Here is a 13,346-nt window from a genome sequence, read left to right on the forward strand (position 1 = left end):
TTTTTTAGTCAGTTGATGCCACCCCACACCACGATGTAAGGGTAAGTGCGAAAAGCTTTGCCGCCTGTATCACTTCTTTTATTTCTATAAACTCGTTGGGGTAATGAGCCATTTTTGTTTCGCCCGGCCCGATCACTAGCGAAGGTATGTTCCCAACCTTTCCCAGCAGCCCGGCATCCGTGCCCCAGGGTGAGGCTTCTATTTTTAGTTTACGCTCATAGATCGCCTCAAAGTTCTCTTTCATTAGTTCTGCGAATGGGTGATCAGTTTCCACCGCATTGGGCACCCATTGCGCTCCAAAGAATTCTACCTTCACTGGATGGTCCTTCAGCCAGTCGTCAGCAGCACAAAGGTTGGCTAAGTGGTCAATCAGTTCTTTTTTTACCTCCTGCATATTTTCGTGCGGCCCCACACCCATGCGGCCTTCCATTGTTACCAGGTCGGGTACGGAAGATGGCCAGGAGCCGCCTTTGATCGACCCCACATTGATGGGGAGCGGGATAGGAATGTGGCTGTATAACGGATCGTCAATGGAGGCATTGCGTTTTTTCTCCAGTGCCAAAATGCTCTGGTGGACTTTGATGGCCTGCTCAATGGCCGACACGCCCTCGTAGCGTGTGCCGCCGTGGGCAGAACGCCCTTCTACCGTAACCCGAAACCACATGGAGCCCTGCTGCTTGATAAAGAGCTTCATGTTGGTGGGCTCAGGAATAATGGCGGCATCGGCAGTATAACCACGAAGCACTGCTGCCAGCGTGCCCACTCCCCCTGATTCTTCTTCGATGACTGAATGAAAGATCACATCGCCCTTTAGTCTGGTGCCGCTTTTGATCACAGCTTCAATGGCCAGTAGCAGCGCCACGTTTCCGCCCTTCATGTCGGTGGTGCCACGGCCATACATTTTGCCATTTTCGATCTTACCTGAAAATGGATCGTCCGTCCATTTACTTCGGTCCCCTTCCGGCACCACGTCAATGTGACCGTTGTAGATGATTGATTTTCCACCCCCCTGTCCTTTCAGCACGCCCACCACATTGGGACTGCCCACATAAGTGTCACGGGAAGCCACGAAGTAGGGACTTTTGGCAAGCTCCTCATAAACAGGGTCCCAAATGTCTACTTCAAGGCCCAGTCTGTTTAGTTTTTCGATCACTATTTCCTGCACGCCCCGCTCGTTGGTTTGCACGCTGGGCTGCTGAATCAATTGCTGTAGGTAGGAGATAGCTTCATCGGCGTGTTCATCGATGTAGGCTTCCAACGTCTTTTGAAGGTCAGTCATGGGCTTTGAAGTTGGTGGAGAAGGAAAAGTCGGCTTCGGTATTGTTTTTCACGTCGGCTAATGTGCAGCCTGGCATCAGCTCATCGAGGTACAGCTGCTGATCGACGATGGAAAACACAGCCATCTCGGTGATGATTTTCTTTACGCAGTGGTAGGTCGTTACCGGAAGGGAGCACTCATTGACAATTTTTGGTTTTCCGTCTTTGGCGCAGTGGTTCATCACTGCGATGAGGTTTTTTGCTCCATAAGCCAACTCCATGGCACCACCAACGCCGGGCACTCTTTTGCCAGGCACGATCCAGTTGGCCAGGTCGCCTTTGGCGTTTACCTGTAGCGCTCCAAGAATGGACAGGTCAATGCAGCCTCTGCGGATCATGCCAAAGGCAATGGCGCTGTCGAAGTAGCTGGCACCGGGTAGGATAGTCACCGGCAGCCCGGCGGCATTGCTCAGGTTGCCATCAGCATTTTCTTTGGGGGTTGGCCCCATGCCCAGAATCCCATTTTCCGCCTGAAAAAAGACCCTCATGTCTTTGCCAAGATAGTTGGGCACCATGGAGGGAATGCCAATGCCAAGGTTCACGATCATGCCATCCTTGACTTCCAGGGCTGCTCTTTTGGCTATTATTTGTCTTGCGTCTCCCATACCCATTTCCAGTTATAGCCTTTCGATTGCACGATGTATTTTACATAAATTCCCGGCACCACAATCTCCTCCGGATCAAGCTCTCCCATGGGCACAATTTCGTCTGCTTCCACAATAGTCACCTTGCTGGCCATGGCCACATAGGGGTTTGTGTTTCGGGCTGTTTTATCAAAGATCAAATTCCCAAATGTGTCAGCTTTCTTAGCGTAAACAATCCCAACATCAGCTGTAATAGGCGCCTCGTAAATGTATTCTTTGTCACCAATGTTCACTTTTGGTTTGTCGTATTCCAGCTGAGTTCCTTTGCTGAGTTCTGTTAAAAAGCCATTTAGTCCCACACCACCTGATCGTATCCGCTCCACCAAAATGCCTTGTGGCGAAAACTCTACCTTTAATTTGCCTTGGTTCATCAAGTCGCCCGCTGTGGGGTTGGAGCCAATATGTGAGGCCAGCAGGTGAGTGGCTCGCTCCAGGCAAACGAACTTGCCAATGCCGATCCAGGGGAAGCCTGCATCGTTGCCGATGAGCTTCACGTCTTTCACTCCTGAGTCTATGAGGCTGTCGATCAGGCCGGGCGGCGTGCCTACACCACCAAACCCACCAAAGAGCAGGGTCATCCCGTCAAAAAAAGCTGATTTGGCGGTGGCATAGTCTGTAACTTTATCGAATAGGTGCATAGGTTAGCTACATTCTTTTAGTGATTGCTCCAGCTTGCCGAGGAGTTCATCGGCTTCGCTTTTGTTGATGATGAACGGTGGTGAAATCAACACGCCGTTCTCATCCGTTCCTTCTTTTCCTCCCACAGCCGGGTAAATCAGCAGGCCGTTTTGGTAGCAGCGCTCAACCAGTTTTGCTTGCAATCCTTTTATCGTTGAATCCAGTTCAAGCCCCATCATCAACCCTTTGCCCCGCACAATTTGTATGACAGGATACTTCTTTTGCAGGTCGTAAAGGGCGGATTTAATGTAAGCACCTTTCTTATTTACATTGTCCAGCAGGTCGTCTTCTTCTACGATATCCAGCACTTTGAGGGCAGTGGCACAGGAAAGCGGATGCCCGCTGTAGGTGTGGCCACTCATGATGAGCCCGCTTCCTTTTTTTATCGGCGCAAGAACCTTGTCGGTCATCAAAGTGGCAGCTATGGGTGCATAGCCGGCTCCCAGGCTTTTTCCAACGGCAACGATGTCGGCCTGAGTGCCCCAGTGCTCCATGCCAAACCAAGTTCCGGTTCTTCCCAGGCCTGTCATTACCTCATCGGCGATGAACAAAATCTCATGTTTGTCGCAGACTGCTTTGAAGCAGGCATAGTATTCGTTTACCGGTGCCAGGGCAGTGCCGGCCGCTCCCACCATAGGCTCGGCCACAAAGGCAGCAATCTTTGAAGCGCCGATCATGTCGATTGCTTTTTCAAATTCGGCTACCTGATCCTCCAGTGAGTCGTTTTCCAGGTCAGCCGACAAAGCAGGGTATTTCTCCAGCATGCCTTCAAACCGCTGCCTTCTCAGGGCATGGCCCGATAAGGAAAGTGCCCCCATGGTGATGCCGTGGTAGCTTTTCTTCCGGGTGATAAAGTGTGTCTTTTCAGGCTTACCTTTTTCCTGCCAGTACTGAATGGCGATTTTCATAGCTGTTTCAATAGCTTCGGTACCACTGTTGACAAAAAAGCTGTGCGTCAGAGACCTGTCAGGCGATAGCTCGTAAAGCCTTGTGGCCAGTTGCTCCGCTTCTTCCGAGGCGAACTGCGACCGATACACAAACTGGAGTTTGTCTAATTGCTTTTTGATAAAGGGCAGGAGCTTTTCGTGGGAATGGCCCAGTGAGCAAGTCACCGCTCCGGAAGACCCATCGAGGTAGGCCTTGCCGTTTTCATCGTAAATGTAGACGCCTTTGGCACTCGTTGCCTTGAGGTACGTCTTGTTCAGGTTGGGTTGTATGTTGTGCACTTTGCAGCAATTGATTCTGTAGAAAGTCGACGTCGTGGCTGGTTTTAAGAATCGTCATCTAAAATTAGCTTAAAAATCTTCTGATTCCCTTTAGGGTCAGGGTAGTGAGGAAGATTTTAAAGCTTTCCTTATGTCACTTACGCCCTTCAAATATCTTTCTAGCCTCTTTGATATCGATCACTACCCTGGTTTTTTCAACTTCCGTATTCCACGTAGTGACGGCCGCCGCTGCTTCTTCAATCCGATCAATCCAGGTGAGAAAGTAATCAGCGTCTTCAGCCGAATGTATGGGTTGCCCACCTACGTTTACAAACACCGCATTGGTAGTGGCATACGGATAAATATCGAGGACTTCAGGATTGGGTGCGCTATGAGCTCGGAGAAGCACCCACGAACTAGTAGTAATATTCAGGGTTCCTGTGAAATCAGCAGTGGTACGGTCGCCGCTGAGCGCAATAGTTTTGACCACCTTCCCATTCTGAATGATCTCCAGCTTGTCGATAGGCACCGAGGAGCGAACAAAGCCTTTGTAGCTGAGCTTGCCTTTTTTTGCAAGCGCTATGTCTCCGCCAGGGCCCTGGTTATCAAGAATAAACCCAAGGAGGGGCCCATTGCTGGCAAAAGTTTTCCCTTTTTTTACGCCTTCAATGAATTTCTCGTGCAGTGGCCGTTCATCACCCTCTTCCATTTTCACAAACGCTCTTGTCAGTCCAACAGGCCCTCGTAACGATGCGTAGTTGGCCATGGCGTCGGTGCCGCCAACAGGAGCCAGTCGAAAGCCACAGTTCATCAGCTTGTACCATACCCCGGCTGAGATATGATGATCGCTATACCCTACCGCCTCATAGTAGTCCACTTTGCCCAAGGCCACATCTACAGGCAAGGAAAAGCTCGTGGGTTGGGAGAGATCAGGCTCCGTTTCGAAAGGATGGACATAGCCTACAATGCCGTTTTGGTCATGTGTGATGTCGGCTACTACAGTGTTGGAAGGATAAGGACTTTCGGCGCCGGTGTGTGTGTAACCAACATAGCCTGGAAGAAGATAATTGGACGTCATGCCCAGCAAGCCCGTATGCCCCCAAAAGCTGGTGTGGTACTCCTGGCCATGCATGATGAGGGTCTGTTCGTCTGAAGCATTGTCAGGATCCACAGAAAAATACTCAATATCCGGAATGCGCTGTTCTTTGTTCACCACAAGGTTGTACACAATATCCAGGTCTTCCGCTTTAGCCTGCAAGGCCAGGTGTGCTGGCGTATTGCGGTAATGCCCACCGTAGTTCATATGCACATGCACGTCGGCTGACTTCCAGGTGCCGTGGTACGACGGAATGGTGGAGGGAGCCCATGAAAAAGCAACCTCTTTTTCCTCGCCTGCCTTTGCCACAACGCTCGTATCATTTGCTTTTCGGAAGCCTTTCCATGCGGTAATTTTTACCTCACCAACTGGTATCGTCACTTTCACTTCTCCTGGAGAATGGAAATAGTAGGTCTCGAATTTTTGCGCCTCCCGGTTAAAAACCTCGTTGCCATGCATCCATGCATCATCTGGTGCATAGCTTTTGTCACCAACCCTTACCGTCAGGCGGGCAGGTGTCGGCTGCTTACTATCGTCGTACGTTCTGATGATGATAGTTGCTGTTGGGTGGATGTATTTCTTTTCACTTATTTGCAATGGCCACTTTTTGCTGGTAAGCCAATCCATCAGGTAGAACTCCGTGTTGCCGTGTTCGTTGCTTATGTAGGCGATCTTGCTTCCGTCGGGTGACCATCGGGCATGAGTGGCGTCGAAATCGCCGTATCCCATGGCAATGGGGTAGCCTTTTTCATCGGCCGGAGTCATCCAGAGCTGGTGCCACTGCTGGCCGAGGTAAGACGAGTAAATAATGCGCTTGCCGTCAGGCGACCAGTCGGGGCTGGCACGCCAGTTCGTTTCTTCCTCCCTTAGCAAAACGGGGTTGTAGTTATCCACCTGGGTGCGGTAAATATTGCCAGAGCCATGCAGCACATCGGGGTTGGTGACGAACACCAGCGATTTGCCATCGGGCGACCAGGAGGGGCTTAGCTGATGATCGGGCTGGCCGTAGTAGTAGCGGGGAATGGCGGTGGTGCGCTCCGGTGAAAGCGGTTTGGCTGCCAGTGTATTGTTGTTCAAGCTACCAATCCAAATGCGGAAGTTGCCAGTATCCTTTGTGGAAACAAAAGCAATGCTGTTGCCGTCGGGTGAAAAGCGAGGGTCGATATTGACTGCGCCGCCCTCCGTCAGTTGGGTGGTTTTGCCGGTTGACAAATCCAGCAGGTGGAGCTCCATGGCACCGTTATCGTACCGCACAAACACGACACTATTTCCATCGGGCGACCAGTCGGGCTGGTAGTCGTAGCCAGGCCCGTCTGTGATTTGTGTGGCAGTGGTTTCATTTATTTTTTGCCGCCACAAGCTGCCAGCCATGGAGTAGATCAGGCTGGTGCCATCGGGCGACCAGGTGGCAGAAGAGGGGCCTGTGGTGAGCTGCGGCACATACATTTCCCGGTAATAGTAAGGGTGGGGGATGTCGATTTGGTCCAACACCCATGGCCTTTGCGCCAATAGAGGAGAGAATGAAAGCAGACCAAATAGCAAAAGGAGATACAGGCGTTTTTCCATTCTTACTAGTTCGGAAAAAAGGCTGTGGTTTCAAAGATGTTTGATTGGAGAGGCTGCTTTGGCTATCAAATCTGACCACCAACAGTTGCATTTTGCACGGTTGTTAGAAGCGACTTCGTCCTAAATGGAACTCCGATAATGCCAGGCTTCCCGGGGATTTGATTTAGCCCCAGGTATAGCTGTCGAGTTTCTCCAGTAGTTTGGTCAAAAATTGCGACATCTCATCGTCAGTGCCGTCCAACCTGCGACGCAGCCAAAAGCCGATGGCTATCTCCTCTGTGAAGTAATAGTAGTCATTGTCGTTCGTGGAAAATTCCTCATAGTACTTAGAAAAAACACTATTTTTCAAGTCCTGAGTGGCGTAGCGGTCGTAGAGGTAGCCAGGACCGTAGAAGCCCTCGGATTGCATGGCATTTTTGTAAGCCAAAGCCTCGCTCTCCCATTTATTGCCATCGGACAGATACTCGTAGCTGGTAGCCAGCATCCAAACCATTCGCCTGAAGGATACCCTGTAAATTTTTCCGGCTTCCTCTCCAAAAAACTGTTGGTTTGGTTCTGGGACGAGGTTGTTGCCCATCCAGCTCACGAAGTTAGGATTAAGCCTGCTGAAGGGCAGGTCGTTCATGTCTCCAGTCGTCTGGTAAAGGTTGAACCCCGATGCTTCGGACACGGCCCTTTGCAGCGAGTAGGAGTCAGCATTGCCATCTTCCGCTTTGAGATATTGGCGAATACCATCGGGAAGGCTTGAGCGAAAAAGCGTGGCGAAATGAGCGTAAACGCCCATATTGGTTCCGTTGATGGTTAGTTCTTCTGATGAGGTGTTAAAATAAAAAGACTCTTCACCAGGCAAAATAACAGCAACAAACCAGTCAAGCATCGAAGTCAGGAACCGAGTCCGGTGTGCTTCATCAAGTGTTTTCGGCCCGGTCTCTTCGTAAAACTCTATAGCAGGAGCCTCTGCCATATCGTCGCCGTCGTAGTACTCTTCCTCATAATATTCTTCTTCTTCCGCCCCGGTTAATTGGGGGACGGGGAGGCCATCTCGTAAAAAGAATCTTTCTGAACTCCGGTCGATATCAAAAAAAGCAATACTATGGCGGAGTTCAATATCTGCCGTGGTGAGATAGACCTGGTCTTGACAAAACACCATTTTCCTGGCCCACACAGCGGGAAAGGAAGCGTAGAGGTAACCATCTTTTTCCTCCAGCATAATGGTGTCAGACCGAAAGTATTCACTAAGGTCAACTGCGTCATACCTATCGGCGAAGGACACAATCACCCTGCCCGGTGTATTGTATTCAGCGCTTATTTTAATATGGTCAAACTCCGTAAGCGCATTGAGGTGGACGGTGGTGCAGCCTCCAACCGGTCCGTAGTAATTATTTGAATTATCGACATAAGTGTCTCTCAGGTATGTCTTATCTACGTAGATGTATCCCAGGGAAATTACTATGGCAACGCCCGCAAACATCCCGGTAGTAACACCCTCAAATGCCGGTTTTGGGGAATTGAGTTCGCCAGCCCAAGCCTTCACTGATTTGAAAAAGGTTGTGGCAAACAAAAGCAACGAGTAAACGAAAAATAAGAGGGCATAAGCAAACATAACAAGGAAATCACTCTTGCCAACGTACTCAAAAACGGCCAGACCCTGGTAAAGAATAGATGCAGAGGTCAGCAATCCAGCAAGGGCGGTCAGGTAGAGCACTGCATACGACTTTCGTGAGCCGGTCATCCACATAAGGCTGGAAATCAAAAACCAAACGCATGTGAAGCAGCTGGCCAATGCCCACCAGAAAGTGGCGAAGCCTGGTTGCAGGAAGACCAAAACTGATTGCAAAGCCAACCCGAAAAAAATCAGCAGGTTAAGAACCGCATAGATCCTGAAAACTATGGGAAACTTCATAAATGAAAAAGTTAGGTTTGATGAATGTAATTTAGATGATTACAGCATCACTTGTATCTGGCAGGAGGGCCAGGAGCAAATTTTTTTTTCGCCACATAACTGACAGGCAGGTGTTTGTAGGAATATGTCTGGTAAAAAGTTTTCGGAAGATACTGGCGAACACCTGCAAATTGCCCTTGCTTTTGTTACTCAATGCTTACCCCTTGCGTAGTAAAAGAGATGCCTTGCTGGCCAGAGGTTGATATCATCACCGCTTCGAACAGTGGCTTGTGAGTTTCATCTCTTACTGCCCACTCGAAGATGAAGTTGGCGCCAGTGCCTCCCTCATTGTCTACTTCATCAATCACTATTTCTATCGTTTCCATCGGGCTGATGAATATCGGATTTTTGAAGTATGTTCTTAGTAGCTCGCCGTGCGTGTTGTAATAGTCGGCCTTCAGCATGTAGATGGAATCGGTCAGACTGGTATTCCGCATACTGATGGTGGACGTCAGATCGTGGGTTCGGCTTTCCGACCGGCTGTAGATTTGTGAGTAAACCGACAGGTAGGTTGATCCTGTAACCAGGGAGTCGGACTCATTCAGTTCGATGAACCTTTCTTTCCAGTTTACAGGTTTCACCGAACTTGTTGGCTCAGGTTCCTTGCAGGCGAAAAGTGCAACACTTAAAGTCGCTGCCAGCAGCAGGTGGCGTGCAAATGTCTTCATTGGTGATGTTGCCCGATTTGAAATGCCCATGAATTGCCTGGTTTCGTTTGAGAGTCAATTTACAGAACAATTGACTAAAGCCATGCTCCACGGTCAATATTGATTGGCTAGCAAAAAGTATTCTCTGCCAAAATCTCGTCAGCTTTATTCCTTCCACAAATTTCTCTAATTTCCGAGAACTATTTGGAGGCTCAATCACAGATGTCAGAACTGAAGACCATCAATCATGTAAACAAGCAGCTTAGGAATCTCATCATTTCGTTCTTCCTTTTCCTTTTCAGTTTGGGTGTGGGTTTAGTCGGTTTCACGGTGATCGAAGAACTAGATTTTGTGAATGCCCTCTATATGACCATCATCACGGTGGGCACCGTTGGCTTCACGGAGGTAAAGGAGTTGAGTGCAGCAGGCAGGGTGTTCACCTCTATCTATATTTTATTGAATCTGGGTATTTTTGCCTATGTGGTTTCTGTTATATCCAGCTACATATTTGAAGGGAAATTGAAATCAATTGTTAAAAGCTATCGCTCGGGTATGGAAATAAACAAATTAAAGAACCACGTAATTGTCTGTGGCTATGGCAGAAATGGAGCCCGGTCGTGTGAAGAACTTCAAAAGAGCGGGGAGCAATTTGTTGTGATCGAAAAAGATCCCAACATGGTCAACATTATTCCTGATGCGATGAAATTGTTCATTGGCGATGCCACCGAAGATGATAACCTCACCACGGTGGGCATAGACAGGGCCAGGGCCATTATCATTACCACGCCCGACGACGCATCCAATGTGTTCATTACTCTGACAGCCAGGGCGATGAATGAAAAAATCAGGATCATTACGAGAGCTTCCAATATAGAAACGGAGAATAAACTTTACCGGGCTGGGGCTAATAATGTCATTTTGCCCGATTTGCTCGGTGGCATGTTCATGGCGCAGCTGGTGACTAAACCTATCGTTATTGAGTTTCTAAATCTGCTCAATGGCGTGTCGGGCATGAGCTATCACCTGGAGGAAGTTGGCTACGACGACCTGAAGCCGGAGTTCAAGGACAAAACGCTCCGGGAACTAAATATTTCTGCAGCCACGGGTGTCATTGTTGTGGGCGTAAAGGATAATGTCAAAGGGCTTATCCCAGGCCCCTCCGCCGACACTTTTATAGGTGAAGATGACTACCTGATAGTTTTGGGCTCCAATATTATACTGAAGAAATTCTTTGATCAGTACACGCAGTTGAAGTACGAGAAAGTGTAGGATTAACGTGAGTTCGATATAAAAATGCCGTCATTCCGGAAAATATTGGCCTAAAATTCAAATGGGCCATTATTTATCCGGAATCTCAAATGTCTTGTGGCGGAGATTGCGGATAATTTTCTTCAGATGAGAAAAATATCTGAAGAAAATTTCCGCAATGACGCCCCTCGGTGATGTTTTGTTACATTTTTATATCGAACTCACGTTAGGATTAGTCTGCCCTTTTCATTTGAAAAGTTTCCGTTTCCACCTTGTCTCCATTTCTTAATCTCAGCCGTATCTCCATTTCATTGGTTGATTTCCGCTCAAACGAAAGGCCTTTCAGCTCAATTTTGTTTTTGCTAAACCCGACCATTTCAAAAGTGACGTAGTTTTCTTTTGTTTCCCAACCAACCAACTGAGGCGTAAAGTGCTTGAGGCGGAGCCCCGTTTTGTCCAGCACCATAAACTCGTAGAAGTTGAGGCTTCCGTCCGCATTGTGGTGCCGGTACACGCCCATCATAGTGCCGTCAGCAGAGGGTGGCGACCATATTTCTTCCGAGGTACCGCCAAAACCATCGCCCGTCCATCGGCCGGCAAGCCAGGCATAGTCGTTGATGTCGAAAGGTGCCGGTTCATTGCCTGCGGAAACGTAAGGCGTGAGAAAGAAAAGGCAGATAACCGAAGTGATAATTGCTTTCATTGCTTGTTTCATTAAAGGTTTTGAAGTGTAGACAACACAACGCCTGGCGAATGGACGAAATGTAGGATTTATTTTTTTAGTGCTTTCCGCCAGCTTCCATTTTCACCACACTCCCAAGGAAAAAGGAACGCAGCGACGCAACGATTGCCATTTGCACAGCCTTATATACTCTGATGATGGCTGACACGTTAAGCCAGTGTAAAAGCTGTTAGCTTGAAAGGGCCTTTTGCTTGGCGTCAGGGGATGATATAACGGGGAAGACCTCAAACTCGCAAAGGTCGCTCCATGCGTCCATCCATGCCTGTAGTTTTTCCATCGATTCAGCTTCCATCAGTTGGAAGCATACCTCTACTTTTTCGTCAATCCAGCTATTGATGTAAGTGACACCTTCAGGCATCAGCCTGCCTTTTTCGTCAAACCTTTTGTAGAGTTCCTTCACCTTCCCAGGCCGGAACCTTTCAACAATCATATAGTTCATTTTTTGTCTTCTATTATCATTCGTCCAGGCAGGGTATCTCCTCTTTAGTAAACGGAGGCGCTATGGCGTAGCCGTCGATGCCTTCAGCCAGGTCAAAATCATGGAACTGGTAATTGGGCGTGTAAAGGACGGTATCCCAGTAGATTGTCTGCGGATCTGTGGCTCTCAAGTCGCCGGTGGACTCCATCCACTGCTGAAGGTCAGCCTGCAGGCTGCTGATGGTCGATCGGTACTCCGGGTCAAGGGCCAGATTGTGCAGTTGGAATGGATCTTTTTTGATGTCGTAGAGCTCTTCCGGCTGCCGCTTCGCAAAGGTCAGGCTGAAGTAGTCTGGGTTGGCTTCCGCCGCCTTGCCCTCCATAGCCATGATCAGGTATTTGGTGATGGAATTGTCTACGTCGCCATATTGCCCGACCGATTGATGAGTAGTTGGATCACCCGCAGGCCACCTGTCTGGCATGAAGTTTTTGATGTAAAGGTATTGCTCCGTTCTCACGCTGCGGCTGGGGTAGCTGAGGTCGCCAGCCCGCACGTTGGCATGGCGCTCCCTTTCCGAAAATCCCCGGCTTCTGTCCTTGCTGTCAGTACCAGCCAACAGTGGCCACAAGCTACTCCCTGTTGTGAACATGCTGGCGTCTAATCCAGCAGCTTCCACGAAGGTGGGGGCAAAATCCACAGCGTTCGTGAACTCCGTTACCACCGTTCCCTCAGCTATTTTGGAGGGAAAGCGCATCGCTAAGGGCATATGGGCCCCATATTCATACAAATTTGCTTTGGCTCTCGGAAACGGCATGCCGTTGTCGCTCGTCATCACCACAATGGTATTGTCGAGCTCGCCAGCTTCTTCCAGCATTTTCAGGATGCGGCCACTTTCCCTGTCGAACCGCTCCACCTCGAAATAGTAATCGAGGATGTCGTTTCTCACGCAGGGCAGGTCGGGCAGAAATGCTGGCACAATGACGTCGTCCAGCGACATGCCTGTTTGAATACCCGTGTTAGGCACGTAGTCCCGATGTGGGTCGGTACTGCCAAACCAAAAGGAGAACGGGGCGCCAGCAGGCTTCTGCGCAAAAAATTCCTCAAAGGAGGCAAAGTCTTTTCCGGCTGGGTTGTCGGTATAGCCGCCTGCTTTGAAATCACCGGGCCCCCAGCCTTTTCTGATTTTGCCTGTGAAGTACCCATTTTCCCCAAGAATGATGACCCAGTTAGCAAATTTTTTCGGAAACACCGACCACAGGTTACCTGCCGACTCCAGCTGGTGCGGAAAGCGACCAGTTAATATCGCTGCCCTCGATGGCGAGCAGCTGGGCGCTGCCGTATAAGCATTTTGAAACAAGGCACCTTCCGTGGCTATCCGGTCGAAGGTAGGGGTGCGCACCACCGGGTCGCCGTAAATACCAGCGTGTGGGTACGACCAGTCGTCGGCAATCAGGAAGAGGACATTGGGTTGCTTAACCACAGGCACCTCTTTGGCTGGCTGCGATTCTGGCGTGCAGCCGATAATGAGGAGGATAACCAGGATCTTGAATGAAGAGAAGACTTGTTTCACAGGGTAAGTAGATTAGAGGTTCAACTACAGCGATTAAGTTATGAAAAATCCCTCTAGTTGCTACCCTGCGGCATCCTTCTTTTGGAGCAAATGCATTCAGGAGACTCTGTTGAAACCCTCCGAGGGTTCACTTTCGCCTGGCGCCCGACTAAAGAAGACTAACCGTAGTTTGTAGGAGCCTCCCACGTTAAACCCTCCAAGGGTTCACTTTCATATAGTCGCACCAGATATGACTTTCTATTTCGCTCACAAGACAAACCCTTGGAGGGTTGT

General features: G+C 49.3%; 11 protein-coding genes. 1 reads left to right on the plus strand and 10 read right to left on the minus strand.

The features are described from left to right. Positions 1–4: 4 nt before the first annotated feature. The 7 genes from ACMVP2_RS17050 to ACMVP2_RS17080 all read right to left on the minus strand — a co-directional run bounded on the left by ACMVP2_RS17050 (position 5) and on the right by ACMVP2_RS17080 (position 9,116). Entirely contained in the window at positions 5–1,279 is a 1,275-nt protein-coding gene (locus tag ACMVP2_RS17050) for a peptidase (RefSeq protein WP_416864339.1), read from the minus strand. Further along, positions 1,272–1,922, minus strand: coding sequence for a 3-oxoacid CoA-transferase subunit B (locus ACMVP2_RS17055; RefSeq protein ID WP_416864340.1), 651 nt, complete (start codon positions 1,920–1,922; stop codon positions 1,272–1,274). The genes ACMVP2_RS17050 and ACMVP2_RS17055 overlap by 8 nt, the downstream gene beginning before the upstream one ends. Continuing rightward, complete coding sequence (locus ACMVP2_RS17060; RefSeq protein WP_416864341.1) at positions 1,901–2,599, minus strand: CoA transferase subunit A; 699 nt, start codon at positions 2,597–2,599, stop codon at positions 1,901–1,903. The genes ACMVP2_RS17055 and ACMVP2_RS17060 overlap by 22 nt, the downstream gene beginning before the upstream one ends. Positions 2,600–2,602: 3 nt before the next feature. After that, positions 2,603–3,865 carry an aspartate aminotransferase family protein gene (locus ACMVP2_RS17065; RefSeq protein WP_416864342.1) on the minus strand — a complete coding sequence of 421 codons (1,263 nt, stop codon included), beginning with the start codon at positions 3,863–3,865 and terminating at the stop codon, positions 2,603–2,605. A gap of 133 nt (positions 3,866–3,998) precedes the next feature. Continuing rightward, on the minus strand, positions 3,999–6,506 hold the full coding sequence (locus ACMVP2_RS17070) for a CehA/McbA family metallohydrolase (RefSeq protein WP_416864343.1): 2,508 nt from the start codon (positions 6,504–6,506) through the stop codon (positions 3,999–4,001). A 163-nt stretch (positions 6,507–6,669) separates the two neighbouring features. Continuing rightward, positions 6,670–8,409, minus strand: coding sequence for a hypothetical protein (locus ACMVP2_RS17075; protein WP_416864344.1), 1,740 nt, complete (start codon positions 8,407–8,409; stop codon positions 6,670–6,672). 185 nt (positions 8,410–8,594) lie between these two features. Next, complete coding sequence (locus ACMVP2_RS17080) at positions 8,595–9,116, minus strand: DUF3124 domain-containing protein (RefSeq protein ID WP_416864345.1); 522 nt, start codon at positions 9,114–9,116, stop codon at positions 8,595–8,597. Positions 9,117–9,317: 201 nt separating this feature from the next. Here ACMVP2_RS17080 and ACMVP2_RS17085 point away from each other — a divergent pair, with 201 nt between their 5' ends. After that, positions 9,318–10,364, plus strand: coding sequence for a potassium channel protein (locus ACMVP2_RS17085; protein WP_339787298.1), 1,047 nt, complete (start codon positions 9,318–9,320; stop codon positions 10,362–10,364). 211 nt (positions 10,365–10,575) lie between these two features. Here the strand turns inward: ACMVP2_RS17085 and ACMVP2_RS17090 are convergent, their stop codons facing one another. From ACMVP2_RS17090 to ACMVP2_RS17100, 3 genes are all read right to left on the minus strand, one after another. Further along, positions 10,576–11,046 carry a DUF6265 family protein gene (locus ACMVP2_RS17090; RefSeq protein ID WP_339787295.1) on the minus strand — a complete coding sequence of 157 codons (471 nt, stop codon included), beginning with the start codon at positions 11,044–11,046 and terminating at the stop codon, positions 10,576–10,578. 208 nt (positions 11,047–11,254) lie between these two features. Then, positions 11,255–11,524: a DUF3303 domain-containing protein gene (locus ACMVP2_RS17095; RefSeq protein WP_339787292.1), complete on the minus strand. Its 270-nt coding sequence runs from the start codon at positions 11,522–11,524 to the stop codon at positions 11,255–11,257. Positions 11,525–11,540: 16 nt separating this feature from the next. Next, positions 11,541–13,073 (minus strand): sulfatase, encoded by a 1,533-nt coding sequence (locus ACMVP2_RS17100; protein ID WP_416864346.1) that lies wholly within the window; start codon positions 13,071–13,073, stop codon positions 11,541–11,543. Between the last annotated feature and the right edge of the window lie 273 nt (positions 13,074–13,346).

This window comes from Imperialibacter sp., from assembly GCF_048007035.1.
In the GTDB taxonomy this organism is placed as follows: domain Bacteria; phylum Bacteroidota; class Bacteroidia; order Cytophagales; family Cyclobacteriaceae; genus Imperialibacter.

Bases quoted from the DNA above. Each gene is read 5' to 3' on its own strand.
- ACMVP2_RS17060 (WP_416864341.1), bottom strand. From the start codon at position 2,599: ATGCACCTATTCGATAAAGTTACAGACTATGCCACCGCCAAATCAGCT.
- ACMVP2_RS17095 (WP_339787292.1), bottom strand. From the start codon at position 11,524: ATGAACTATATGATTGTTGAAAGGTTCCGGCCTGGGAAGGTGAAGGAA.
- ACMVP2_RS17075 (WP_416864344.1), bottom strand. From the start codon at position 8,409: ATGAAGTTTCCCATAGTTTTCAGGATCTATGCGGTTCTTAACCTGCTG.
- ACMVP2_RS17080 (WP_416864345.1), bottom strand. From the start codon at position 9,116: ATGAAGACATTTGCACGCCACCTGCTGCTGGCAGCGACTTTAAGTGTT.
- ACMVP2_RS17050 (WP_416864339.1), bottom strand. From the start codon at position 1,279: ATGACTGACCTTCAAAAGACGTTGGAAGCCTACATCGATGAACACGCC.
- ACMVP2_RS17085 (WP_339787298.1), top strand. From the start codon at position 9,318: ATGTCAGAACTGAAGACCATCAATCATGTAAACAAGCAGCTTAGGAAT.
- ACMVP2_RS17070 (WP_416864343.1), bottom strand. From the start codon at position 6,506: ATGGAAAAACGCCTGTATCTCCTTTTGCTATTTGGTCTGCTTTCATTC.
- ACMVP2_RS17055 (WP_416864340.1), bottom strand. From the start codon at position 1,922: ATGGGAGACGCAAGACAAATAATAGCCAAAAGAGCAGCCCTGGAAGTC.
- ACMVP2_RS17090 (WP_339787295.1), bottom strand. From the start codon at position 11,046: ATGAAAGCAATTATCACTTCGGTTATCTGCCTTTTCTTTCTCACGCCT.